This window comes from Streptomyces sp. NPDC001903 (assembly GCF_042891345.1).
Classification (GTDB): Bacteria; Actinomycetota; Actinomycetes; order Streptomycetales; family Streptomycetaceae; genus Streptomyces.
This window is the reverse complement of sequence record NZ_JBIASZ010000005.1, coordinates 25,959-37,875: the sequence shown is the minus strand read 5'-3', so window position 1 is coordinate 37,875 and position 11,917 is coordinate 25,959. Positions and strand designations below refer to the sequence as shown.

The window sequence follows — 11,917 nt, the reverse complement described above, 5'->3', positions numbered from 1 at the left end:
AGAAGGGACCGCTGACGGCGATGCAGATCCGGCTGACCGTCCTTGGGTCGCGCAGCGGCCACCAGACCGCGCCCGCCGGCTGTGACGTGCTCGTCACCGCGCCCGTGGGCACCGCGCTCGCCGCCGTGGCCTCCGGGCTGGCGGCGACCGTCGGCGGGCCCGACACCGGCGGCACGGTCGTGCTGTACGCCGGTACGGAGCGGCTCGACCTCCAGCGGCGGGTGCTCGGGGAGCCGCCGCTGGTGGACGGGGCGGTGCTGGGGCTGCACGCGCCGGTGCCGGGCGTCCTGCCGGACGGGGACGTCCTGCCGGCCGGGACGGACGGCGCGCAGCTGCACGTGGTGGCGGGACCGGACGCGGGCGGGGTGCACCTGCTGCACCCGGGGGCGATCCGGATCGGGCGCTCGGCCGATGCCGACGTCCCGCTGGACGACCCGGACGTCTCGCGGCTGCACTGCGCGGTGACGGTGATGCCGGACGGCCGGGTGGCCGTGGCCGACCTGGACTCGACGAACGGCACGACGGTGGACGGCGCGCCGGTCGGCGCGCGGCCGGTGTCGCTGGCGCCGGGAGCACTGCTGCGCATCGGCGAATCGACGCTCCGCCTGGCTCCCGACACCCCGGCCCCCCTCCGGGTGGTCCCGGACCTCGAAGGCCACCTGTCCCTCCCGGGCGGCGACCCGCAGGCATCGTCCCCCCTCCCCGCCCCTTCCCGGAGCGGCGGCTCCGCCGCCGACCCCGACGAGCACCGCCCGGGGCCGCGCCCCGACCCGGCTCCGCCGTCGCGCCCCGGCGCCCAGTGGCCCGGCGGACCCGGCTCCGCCGCCGACGGGTCCGGGTGGAGCGGTGGGCCCGCATCCGCCCCGAGCCCGGCGTACGGCGCGCCCTCCGGGGCCGGAGCGGGCACCGGCATGCACATCGGTACGCCCGGTGCGGGCCGGGCCGCGGCGGAGCCCGACGCCTCCGACGGGACCTGGGGCGGCGCGGCCGGCGGCGGGCAGCGGTCACGGAAGCGGGGGCTCGGGGCCTGGGCCCGCAGGTGGGTGCGCGGGGAGGGCCTCGACGAGGTCGGGGGCGTGAGCGACGGCGAAGCCGTCGCGGCCGCCGTGCCCGATGCCGACGATCCCGCCGCGCTGCTGCTCGCCGCACTGGGGCCCACCCGGCGGCTCTGGTCCCGCGACCGGGGCCGGCTCGACGTCGGGCTCGGGGCCGGGAGCCGGATCGCGCTCCAGGAGGTCGGCGCGCTCGGCATCGCCGGGCCCCGCGCCCGGCTGACCGGGGTGGCCCGGTCCGTCGTCGCCCAGCTCGCCGCCCTGCACGGGCCCGGCGAGCTGGAGATCGTGCTCCTCGCCGCCGACCGGGCCCGCGGCCTCGCCGAGCGGCGCGGCGACTGGGGCTGGCTCGGCTGGCTGCCGCACGTACGGCCCGCCCACGGCCAGGACTGCCGGCTGCTCCTCGCCTACGACCGCGACCAGGCCGCCGCCCGCACCTCGGAGCTGACCCGCCGCCTCGACGAGAGCCCCGCCGGCGAAGCCCACCAAGGCCCCTTCACGCTCCTCGTCGTCGACGGCGATCCCGGCGCCGCCGCCCTGCGCGACATCACCGGCCGGCTCGCCCCGCACGGCCCGGCCGCCGGGATACACCTCCTCGTGCTCGCCGAGACCCCGGCCGCCACACCCGCCTCCCCGCTCACCGAGACGTACGAGGCCGCCGGCGCGAGCAGCCCCGCCTTCCGGACCTGCGGCGCGGCCGCCCTGCTCAGCGGCGACGTGGCCACCACCGTACGGACGTTCACGGTGAGCGGTGGCAGGCCCTGGCCGCCCGGGACCACCGCCACCGCCGACGCCGTCTCCGCCGCCTGGGCCGAGCGCTTCGCCCGGGCCCTGGCCCCGCTGCGCGCCGAGCCCTCCCCCTCCGGGCCCCGCCCGGCCGTCGCCGCCGCACTGCCGAACACCGCCCGCCTGCTCGACGAGTTGGGCCTGGCCCGAGCCACCCCGGCCTCCCTGATGGCCCGTTGGGCGGCCACCACCGACCAGGGGCAGGGCGTCGGCGGCCGCGCCGAGCTCGTGCTCGGCAGCGGCCGGCGCGGCCCGGTCGGCGCCGAGCTGGTCCAGGACGGCCCTCACCTGCTCGTCGAGGGGCCCGCCGGCAGCGGCCGTACGGAGCTGCTGCGCTCGGTGGCCGCCTCCCTCGCCGCGGCCGCCCGGCCCGACCGGCTCGGGCTGGTGCTCCTCGACGGGGCCGGCGGCGAGCGCGGCGACGGGCTCCAGCCCTGCACCGAGCTCCCGCACGTCTCGGCACACCTCGTCGCCTCCGACCCCGTCCGCATGCGCGAGTTCGCCCAGGCGCTCGGCGCCGAGCTCAAGCGCCGGGCCGAGCTCCTGGACGGGGTCCCGTTCGCCGAGTGGCACGCCCGGCGGGAGGTCTCCGACCGGATGGTCGCGCCCCGCCAGCCCGGCCCCGGCGAGCTCCACGGCGATCTCGACCCACAGCGCACCGGCACGCTCCGGCTGCGCGCCTCCGCCGTGCGCACCGACCCGGCCGGGCCGAGCCCGCTGCCCCGCCTGGTGGTGCTGGTGGACGACTTCGACGCGCTGGTCGCGCCGGGGCTCGGCAGTACGGGCCGCCCCGCCGCCGGATCCGTCGTACGGGCGCTGGACGCGGTGGCCCGCGACGGCGCCCGGCTCGGGGTGCACCTGGTGGCTTCCAGCGCCCGCCCCGACCGTACGGCCGACACGGAGCTGGCCCGTGCGAACCCCCTCCGGATCGATCTGGACGCACCCGACCAGCCGGGCCCCGGCCGCGGCCGGCTCCGTTACTCCGACGGGCGGACGGTGCCGTTCCAGGGCGGCCGGGTGACCGGCCGGATCCCCCGGACGGCGACGCAGCGGCCGACGGTGGTGCCGGTGGAGTGGGAGCGGATGGGCGATCCCCCGGCCCGCCGGCCCGTGCGCGAGCTGGGCAACGGCCCCACCGACCTGGCGCTGCTGGCGAGCGCCCTGGACCGGGCGTCGCACCTGGTCTCGGCGATACCCGTGCTGTTCCCGCCCGCCCCCTGAGCCGCCCCGGAGCGCCGCGACGCGGTTCGACGCGGTATTGCGGGGGTACGCGGCTCGGCGTAGACCTTGTGGGACGAGTCACACCACGGGCACACCACGGGCATCGGGGGCAGAGCCATGCGAAGGCAGGGAACGAGCCGCACGAAGGACCGTAGCCGCACGGGCGACCGGAGAAGGAGCCGTGCCGCCGCCTGGACGGCCCTCGCGGCCGCGGGCGCGCTGACCCTCGGCGCGTGCGGGGACGGCGGGGACAAGAAGGACGATCCGCCGCAGGGCGGGGAATCCTCCCCGCAGGCCAGGCCGCCGGTCGAATTACCGAAGCTGCCCGGCGAGAAGCTGGAGGTCGCCGCGGTCTGGACGGGTCCGGAGCAGGCGAACTTCACGAAGGTCCTGAAGGAGTTCGAGAAGCGCACGGGAGCCACGGTCACCTTCGTCCCGGCCCAGGACCCGATCGTCACCTTCCTCGGTACGAAGATCGCGGGCGGCCAGCCGCCGGACGTGGCGCTGCTCCCGCAGGTCGGCGCCCTGACCGCCGCGGTGCAGAACAAATGGGTGCAGCCGGTCGGCCCGGAGGCCAAGGCGCAGCTCGACGCGAACTACGCGGACGGCTGGAAGAAGCTGGGCGCGGTCGACGGCACCCAGTACGGCGTGTACTACAAGGCGGCCAACAAGTCGCTGATCTGGTACAACGCGAAGGCCTTCAAGGCGGCGGGCGTACAGCCCCCCAAGACCTGGAAGGAGCTGGTGGAGGCGGCCGACACGCTCTCCGCCTCCGGTACCCCGGCCGTCTCCGTGGCCGGCGCGGACGGCTGGACCCTGACCGACTGGTTCGAGAACGTCTACCTCTCCCAGGCGGGTCCGCAGAAGTACGACCAGCTGGCCAAGCACGAGATCAAGTGGACGGACGACAGCGTCAAGCAGGCGTTGACCACGCTGGGCGAGCTGTTCGGGCGAAAGGACTTCCTGGCGGGCGGGGCGAGCGGGGCGCTGGCCACCGAGTTCCCGAAGTCGGTGACGCAGACCTTCACGGGCGGCGACCGCCCGGCGGCCGCGATGGTCTTCGAGGGCGACTTCGTGGCGGTGAACATCGCCCAGACGGAGGCGAAGGTCGGCGAGGACGCCCTCGTCTTCGACTTCCCGGCGGTCGGCGCCAAGCCGCCCGTCATCTCGGGCGGCGACGTGGCGGTCGCGCTGAAGCCCTCGAAGGGCGCGCAGGCGCTGCTGACCTTCCTGGCCTCCCCGGACGCGGCGGAGATCCAGGCCCGTGAGGGCGGGTTCATCTCCCCGAACAAGTCGGTGGACCTGAAGGCCTATCCGAACCGCATCCAGCAGGACATCGCCAAGGCCCTGATCGCGGCGGGCGACGACTTCCGCTTCGACATGTCGGACCAGGCCCCGGCGGCGTTCGGCGGTACCCCGGGGGCCGGCGAGTGGAAGGCGCTCCAGGACTTCCTGGCCAACCCGTCGGACGTGGCGGGCACCCAGGCCAGACTGGAGGCGGACGCGGCCAAGGCCTACGGGAACTGATCCCGTGGCAGCCAAGGCCACCACACCCGCGCAGGCCGCCGCGCCCACCGGGGCCGCGGCGGCCGGGACGGGGCGGTCCGCGGAGACCCGGCGCCGCCGCCTCGTCGCGGCGGCGTTCCTCCTGCCCGCCCTGGTGCTGCTCGGCGCGCTCGTCGTGCACCCGATCGGCTACTCGCTCTACCGCAGCTTCTTCGACCGCTCCGGGGACACCTTCGTGGGCGGCGGCAACTACGGCGAGATCCTGCACGACGACACGATCCGCACGGCCCTGAAGAACACGGCGCTGTGGGTGGTGCTCGCGCCGACCACGGCCACCGCCCTGGGCCTGATCTTCGCGGTGCTCACCGAACGCGTGCGCTGGGGCACGGCGTTCAAGCTGCTCGTCTTCATGCCGATGGCGATCTCGATGCTGGCGGCCGGCATCATCTTCCGGCTCGTGTACGACCACGATCCCGACCGGGGCATCGCCAACGCGGTCTGGGTCGGGGTGCACGACACCTTCGCGGAGTCCTCTGCCTTCCCGAAGGCCCGCCCGGGCCGCGACTCCCCGCTGGTCCCGGCCGCCGGGGCCGACGCGGGCGGCTTCACGACCCGTGATCCCGTACGGGCGGGCGTGCCGGTGCTGCTCCCGCTGGTCGGCGTGGCCCCGGAGGACCTGCCCGGCGGGACCCGTACGGCCAGGGCCGCGCCCGCCGAGCCCGGCAAGGTGACCGGGACGGCCTGGCAGGACTTCACCCGGGGCGGGGGCGGCCGTACGAACGCGGTCGACCCCACCGAGTCGGGGCTGGCCGGGATCCGGGTGGAGGCGGTCAAGGACGGCCGGGTGGTCGACTCGGCGACGGCCCGCGCCGACGGCACCTTCACCCTGTCCGCGAAGGCGGACGGGGCCCTGCTGCGGCTGCCCGCGTCGAACTTCCGCGAGGCGTACGCGGGGGTGGAGTGGCTCGGCCCGACGCTGGTGACCCCGGCGGTGATCGGGGCGTACGTGTGGATGTGGGCCGGGTTCGCGATGGTGCTGATCGGGGCCGGGCTGGCCGCCGTACCGCGGGAGCTGCTGGAGGCGGCGCGGGTGGACGGGGCGAACGAGTGGCAGGTGTTCCGCCGGGTCACCGTGCCGCTGCTGGCGCCCCTGCTGGTGGTGGTCCTCGTCACCCTCGTCATCAACGTGATGAAGATCTTCGACCTGGTCTTCGTGATCGCGCCGGGCTCGGTGCAGGACGACGCGAACGTCCTGGCCCTCCAGCTGTACCGGACCTCCTTCGGCACCGACGCCGATCCGGGGCTGGGCAGCGCCATCGCGGTGCTGCTGCTGGTGCTGGTCCTGCCGGTCATGCTCTACAACATCCGCAGGCTGCGGAAGGAGGGGGCCCGATGAGCGCCGCCGCGCAGGCCCGCCCCAAGGCACGTGCCGGGGCCCGTACCGCCGCGGGGGGCGGGGCCCGGGCGGGCCGGCTCGCCGCCGGGGCCGCGGCGGGGGCCGTCCGCGTGTTCCTGGTCCTGGCCGCGCTGTTCTGGCTGATGCCCACGCTCGGACTGCTGATCTCCTCCTTCCTCTCCCCCACCGACCTGAACAAGGGCGGCTGGTGGCAGGCGCTGACCGCCCCGGCCCGGCTGACGGCCGACAACTACGAGCGGATCCTCGCCGACGACACCATCACCGGCGCCCTGCTCAGCACGGTGGCCATCGCGGTCCCGGCGACCCTGCTCGTGGTGGCGCTGGGCTCGCTCGCCGGATACGCCTTCGCCTGGCTGGAGTTCCCCGGCCGGGACTGGCTGTTCCTGATCGTGGTCGGGCTGCTCGTCGTCCCCGTACAGGTGGCCCTGATCCCCGTCTCGGAACTCTTCGGCGCCATCGGGCTGTTCGAGACCACGGCCGGGGTGGTCCTGTTCCACACCGCGTTCGGGCTGCCGTTCGCCGTCTTCCTGCTGCGCAACTTCTTCGCGGAGATCCCGCGCGAGCTGCTGGAGGCGGCCCGCCTCGACGGGGCGGGCGAACTGCGGCTGTTCGCCCGGGTGGTGCTGCCGCTGGGCGGCCCGGCGATCGCCTCGCTCGGCATCTTCCAGTTCCTGTGGGTGTGGAACGACATGCTGGTCGCGCTGGTGTTCGCGGACTCGGCGAACCCCCCGATCACGGTCGCCCTCCAGCAGCAGGTGCGGCAGTTCGGGAACAACATCGACGTGCTGGCGCCCGGCGCGTTCCTGTCGATGCTCGTCCCGCTGGCGGTCTTCTTCGCCTTCCAGCGGCAGTTCGTCACGGGGGTGATGGCGGGGGCGGTCAAGTAGCGCACAGCCGACCGCCGCATGCCGGTTGACGTGCGGCGTTGACGCTGGGTAACCCGAATGCCACACGCTGCGTAACCCGATCGCCACGCCGGGGGTTCCTTGGCAATATGCCCGCGCCGACCCCTGGATGTGCCGTGCCCCGGTTCAGCGTCATCGTGCCCGCGTACAAGGTTCAGGCGTACCTCCAGGAGACTCTGGACTCGGTCCTGTCCCAGTCGTTCCCGGATCTGGAACTGATCGCGGTCGACGACGCCTCCCCGGACGCCTGCGGTTCGATCATCGACGAGTACGCGGCCCGGGACCCCCGGGTGACCGCCGTGCACCTGGCGCACAACCTCGGCCTGGGCCCGGCCCGCAACGCGGGTCTGGCCCGGGCGAGCGGCGACTACCTGATCTTCCTCGACGGCGACGACACCCTCGCCCCCGGCGCCCTCCAGGCCGTCACCGACCGGCTCAAGGACACCGGCTCCCCGGACGTCCTCGTCTACGACTACGCGCGCACCTTCTGGACCGGGGAGCTCGTGCGCAACCGCCTCGCGCACCGGCTGTCCGAGGAGGGCCCGGCCAGCTTCCGGCTCGCCGACCGCCCGGCCCTGCTCGGCATGCTGATGGTCGTGTGGAACAAGGCGTACCGCCGCGAGTACGTGGAGCGCGAGGGCCTGGAGTTCCCGCCCGGCTTCTACGAGGACACCCCCTGGACCTACCCGGCGCTGCTGGCCGCCGAGTCCATCGCCGTCCTGGACCGGGTCTGCGTGCACTACCGCCAGCGCCGCACCGGCTCGATCCTGACCACCACCAGCCGCCGCCACCTGGACATCTTCGACCAGTACGACCGCGTCTTCGGCCACCTCGCCGCCCGCCCCGAGCTGGAGCGCTGGCGCCCCACCGTGCACCGGCGGATGGCCGAGCACTTCTGCGCCCTGTACGCCGACCCGCGCCGCCTCCCGCGCGCCCGCCGGGCCGAGTTCTTCCAGCGGGCCTCCGCACTGCTGCGCCGCTACCGGGCCGCCGGCTCGCCCCCGCTGTCCCTGTCGCGCACCGACCGGATCCGGCACCTGCTGATGCGGCTCGGCGTGCGCCGTACGTACCGCACGCTGTCGGTGCTCCGCTCGGCCGCCCTGGCGGCGGGGCGCACGGGGGCGTCGCTGTGGCGGGGCCTGCGCGAGAGCGCGCTGCGCCTGCACTACCGCGGCCAGCGGCTGCTGCCGCTGCGCCCGGAGCTGGCGGTGTTCTCCGCGTACTGGCACGGCGGCTACGCCTGCAACCCGGCGGCCATCGAGGCCAAGCTGCGCGAGCTCGCGCCCCGGATGCGGACGGCGTGGATCTGCGACCCGCGGCACGCGGCGACGCTCCCGGCGGAGACGGCCGTGCTCCGGCCGGGCTCGGCGGCGTACTGGACGGCGCTGGCCAGGGCCACGTACCTCACCACGAACGTCAACTTCGAGCGCGCCCTGGTCAAGCGGCCGGGCCAGGTCCTGCTCCAGACCCAGCACGGGACCCCGCTCAAGCGGGTCGGCCTGGACCTGCAGGACCGGCCGGCCGCCACCCCGACCACGGATTTCGCGGGCCTGCTGCGCGGGGCGGACCAGTGGGACTACCTGCTGTCCGCGAACCGCCACTCCACCCTGGTGTGGGAGAAGGCGATCCCGTCCTCGTACACGACGCTGGAGTACGGCTACCCGCGCAACGACGCCTTCCACCGGGCCGGGCTGGACGACGTGGTGGCCCTGCGCGAACGCCTCGGCATCCCGCCCGGCTCGACGGCGATCCTGTACGCGCCGACCCACCGCGACTACCGGCGCAGCCGGCCCGAACACCTGGACTTCGAGCGGGTGCTGCGGGATCTGGGCCCGCGCTTCACGATCCTGACGCGTACGCACCTGACGTACGCGGACGCGCCCGCCGAGCCGGTGCGCCACGCGCGCCTGGTCGACGTCTCCGCCCACCCGTCGGTGGAGGAACTCTGCCTGGCGTCCGACGCGTTGGTGACGGACTACTCGTCGCTGATGTTCGACTACGCGGCGCTGGACCGGCCGATCGTGATCCACGCGGACGACTGGGAGGCGTACGAGGCCGCCCGCGGCACGTACTTCGACCTGCGGGCCTGTCCGCCGGGGGCGATCGCCCGCACGGAGGACGAGCTGGTCGACATCTTCACCACGGGCCACTGGCAGGGCTCGCGCTCGGCGCAGCTGCGCGCGGCGTTCCGCTCGCGCTTCTGCTCGTACGACGACGGGCACGCGGCGGAGCGCGTGGTCCGCCGGGTCTTCCTGAACCAGCCGGCGGCGATCCCCCCGATCACGCCCCTGGAAGAGCGCCGGCCTGCGCCCACGGCCCCCCGCCCCGCCCCGGAGCCCGCCCTCATGACCAGCCTCTGGCCGTAGCCGCAGCCTCAGCCGCGGCGGGATCCGCCCCGGTCCCGGTCCGGTCCGGGTCCGGTCAGCCGGCCGAGGCCGTCAGCCCCGCCACCACGGACCGGGCCAGGTCGTCCAGGTACCCCGCCGGGACGGCGTCCCGCACCACCACCTGCCGCCAGTACAGCGGCCCGATCGCCAGGTCCAACGCCCGCCCCGGATCGGTCCCCTCGGCCAGTTCGCCCCGCGCGACGGCCTCCGACACGATCCCCTCCGCCATCCGCCGCTCCCCCTCCAGCAGGGAGCCGCGCACCGCGTCCGCGATCTCCGGATTCCGCGCCGCCTCCACCAGCAGGTCCGGGATCACCGCCGACGCCACCGGATGCCGCAGCACATGCGACATGACCTCCAGCAGGGCCCGTACGTCCCCGTACAGCGAGCCCGTCGCCGGCACCGGGAGGCCGTCCACCGCGAAGGCCCCCACCAGGTCCAGCACCAGGTGCAGCTTGGACTTCCAGCGCCGGTACACGGCCGTCTTGCCGACGCCCGCCCGCCGCGCGATCCCCTCGATCGACATCCGCGAGAAGCCGACCGCGGCCAGTTCCTCCAGCACCGCGGCCCGGATCGCCTCCGTCACGTCCTCGCGCAGGACGGCGGCCCCGGCGGGGGCCCGGCGGGCGGTGGCGGGTGCGGGTGCGGGGCCGGCGGCAGGGTCCGTGGAGGTCATGCACCGAGCATAGCCGCGCACGCCGCCACCCACCCGTCACGACGATACGGTTGCGTTCCGTCGCACCGGCCCCTAATCTCGCCGTAGCGACGATACGGACCCGTCCCATCGCCACCCGACGCCCGACCCCCGTCGAAAGCGACCCCCGTGACAGTGACCACCCATCCCGCCGAGCCGGCGGCGAAGACCCCCGCCCCGGCCACGCTCGCCGACCTGGCGGCGGCGCACGGCCTGACCGTCAGCGGCGCCCGCCCCTCGCTCCCGAGCTACGTGCGCCAGCTCTGGGGCCGCCGCCACTTCGTGACCGCGTACGCCACCGCCCGGATGCACGCCACGTACAGCACGGCCAAGCTGGGCCAGGTCTGGCACCTGGTGACCCCGCTGCTCAACGCGGCCGTCTACTACTTCATCTTCGGCATCATCCTGAACGCCAGCCACGGCGTGGCGGACTACGTCCCGTTCCTGATCACCGGCGTCTTCGTCTGGGACTTCATCGGCAGCTCCATCAACGCCTCGACCCGCGCCGTCCACGGCAACCTCGGCCTGGTCCGCGCCCTGCACTTCCCGCGCGCCAGCCTGCCCCTGTCCACCGTCGTCCAGCTGTTCCAGCAACTGCTGGTCACCATGGGCGCGCTGGTGCTCATGCTGCTCGCGTTCGGCCAGACCCCGTCCCTGAAGTGGCTGATGGCCGCGCCCACCCTGGCCCTGATGGCCGTCTTCTGCGCAGGCGTCGCCATGATCATGGCCCGCATCGGCAGCAAGAGCCCGGACATCAGCCAGCTGATGCCGTTCATCCTGCGCACCTGGATGTACTCGTCCGGGGTCATGTGGTCCATCGACTCGATGCTCAGCAAGGACCACCTCGCGCCCTGGGTCACCGTCGTCCTCAAGACCAACCCGGCGGCCGTCTACATCGACCTCATGCGCTACGCGCTGATCGACAGCTTCCCCGCGCACGCGCTCCCGCACCACGTGTGGGCGATCGCCCTCGGCTGGGCCCTGCTCGCGGGCGTCGGCGGATTCATCTACTTCTGGAAGGCTGAGGAGGAGTACGGCCGTGGCTGACACCGAAACCGCACCCGCACCCGCACCCGCACCGGCCGCGGCCGCCTTCGACCCGCGCGACACCCGGGTCCCCACCGTCATCGCCGACGACGTCCACGTCGTCTACAAGGTGCATGGCGCCGGCGGCCGCAAGGGCAGCGCCACCGCCGCCCTCAGCCGCATCTTCTCCCGCAAGCCCGCCCCCGGGATGCGCGAGGTGCACGCCGTCAGGGGCGTCATCTTCGTCGCCTACAAGGGCGAGGCCATCGGCCTGATCGGCTCCAACGGCTCCGGCAAGTCCACCCTGCTCTCCGCGATCGCCGGCCTCCAGCCCGTGGCCCGCGGCCGGATCTACTCCCACGGCCAGCCCTCGCTCCTCGGCGTGAACGCGGCCCTGATGAACGACCTCACCGGCGAGCGCAACGTGGTCCTCGGCGGCCTCGCGATGGGCATGTCCAAGCAGCAGATCCACGAGCGCTACCAGGGCATCGTCGACTTCTCCGGCATCAACGAGAAGGGCGACTTCATCTCCCTGCCCATGCGTACGTACTCCTCCGGCATGGGGGCCCGGCTGCGCTTCTCCATCGCCGCCGCCAAGGACCACGACGTACTCATGATCGACGAGGCCCTGGCCACCGGCGACGCCAACTTCCAGCGCCGCAGCCAGGCCCGCATCGAGGAGCTCCGCGAGCAGGCCGGCACCGTCTTCCTCGTCAGCCACAGCATCGGCACGGTCCGCGAGACCTGCGACCGGGCGATCTGGCTGGAGTCCGGCGTGCTGCGCATGGACGGCCCGTCCGCCGAGGTCTGCGACGCGTACGAGAGGTACACCTCGGGCCGCTGACCGGGCGGACGCACGCGGGGGACGCACGCGGGGGACGCGAAAGGGCGGCCCGGGCACAAGCCCGGGCCGCCCTTTCGTC

General features: G+C 74.5%; 8 protein-coding genes. 7 read left to right on the top strand and 1 reads right to left on the bottom strand.

Going from position 1 to position 11,917, the window contains the following annotated elements; translation table 11 throughout:
* Positions 1 to 20: 20 nt before the first annotated feature.
* From ACFYZS_RS12655 to ACFYZS_RS12635, 5 genes are all read left to right on the top strand, one after another.
* Positions 21 to 3,059 carry an FHA domain-containing protein gene (locus tag ACFYZS_RS12655; protein ID WP_389010357.1) on the top strand — a complete coding sequence of 1,013 codons (3,039 nt, stop codon included), beginning with the start codon at positions 21 to 23 and terminating at the stop codon, positions 3,057 to 3,059.
* A 117-nt stretch (positions 3,060 to 3,176) separates the two neighbouring features.
* Positions 3,177 to 4,586, top strand: a complete 1,410-nt coding sequence (locus ACFYZS_RS12650; RefSeq protein ID WP_389010354.1) for an ABC transporter substrate-binding protein — start codon at positions 3,177 to 3,179, stop codon at positions 4,584 to 4,586.
* Between the two features lie 4 nt (positions 4,587 to 4,590).
* The gene (locus ACFYZS_RS12645; protein ID WP_389010351.1) at positions 4,591 to 5,961 is read left to right on the top strand and encodes a carbohydrate ABC transporter permease; all 1,371 of its coding nucleotides are present in this window, start codon (positions 4,591 to 4,593) and stop codon (positions 5,959 to 5,961) included.
* Entirely contained in the window at positions 5,958 to 6,869 is a 912-nt protein-coding gene (locus tag ACFYZS_RS12640) for a carbohydrate ABC transporter permease (protein WP_389010348.1), read from the top strand. Before ACFYZS_RS12645 ends, ACFYZS_RS12640 begins: the two co-directional genes overlap by 4 nt.
* Positions 6,870 to 7,003: 134 nt before the next feature.
* A complete protein-coding gene (locus ACFYZS_RS12635; RefSeq protein WP_389010345.1) occupies positions 7,004 to 9,253 on the top strand; it encodes a CDP-glycerol glycerophosphotransferase family protein in 2,250 nt (749 codons plus the stop codon).
* Positions 9,254 to 9,308: 55 nt separating this feature from the next.
* On the opposite strand, the gene ACFYZS_RS12630 is transcribed toward ACFYZS_RS12635, so the two are convergent.
* Positions 9,309 to 9,950 (bottom strand): TetR/AcrR family transcriptional regulator, encoded by a 642-nt coding sequence (locus tag ACFYZS_RS12630; RefSeq protein WP_389010342.1) that lies wholly within the window; start codon positions 9,948 to 9,950, stop codon positions 9,309 to 9,311.
* 147 nt (positions 9,951 to 10,097) lie between these two features.
* Between ACFYZS_RS12630 and ACFYZS_RS12625 the strand changes: the two genes are divergently transcribed.
* Together ACFYZS_RS12625 and ACFYZS_RS12620 are read left to right on the top strand one after the other, a co-directional pair.
* A complete protein-coding gene (locus tag ACFYZS_RS12625; RefSeq protein ID WP_389010339.1) occupies positions 10,098 to 11,015 on the top strand; it encodes an ABC transporter permease in 918 nt (305 codons plus the stop codon).
* A complete protein-coding gene (locus ACFYZS_RS12620; RefSeq protein WP_389010336.1) occupies positions 11,008 to 11,838 on the top strand; it encodes an ABC transporter ATP-binding protein in 831 nt (276 codons plus the stop codon). Before ACFYZS_RS12625 ends, ACFYZS_RS12620 begins: the two co-directional genes overlap by 8 nt.
* The last annotated feature ends 79 nt before the right edge of the window (positions 11,839 to 11,917 follow it).

Excerpts from the sequence above, each read along its gene's own strand:
- ACFYZS_RS12655 (WP_389010357.1), top strand. The coding sequence starts at position 21 with ATGCAGATCCGGCTGACCGTCCTTGGGTCGCGCAGCGGCCACCAGACC.
- ACFYZS_RS12650 (WP_389010354.1), top strand. The coding sequence starts at position 3,177 with ATGCGAAGGCAGGGAACGAGCCGCACGAAGGACCGTAGCCGCACGGGC.
- ACFYZS_RS12640 (WP_389010348.1), top strand. The coding sequence starts at position 5,958 with ATGAGCGCCGCCGCGCAGGCCCGCCCCAAGGCACGTGCCGGGGCCCGT.
- ACFYZS_RS12630 (WP_389010342.1), bottom strand. The coding sequence starts at position 9,950 with ATGACCTCCACGGACCCTGCCGCCGGCCCCGCACCCGCACCCGCCACC.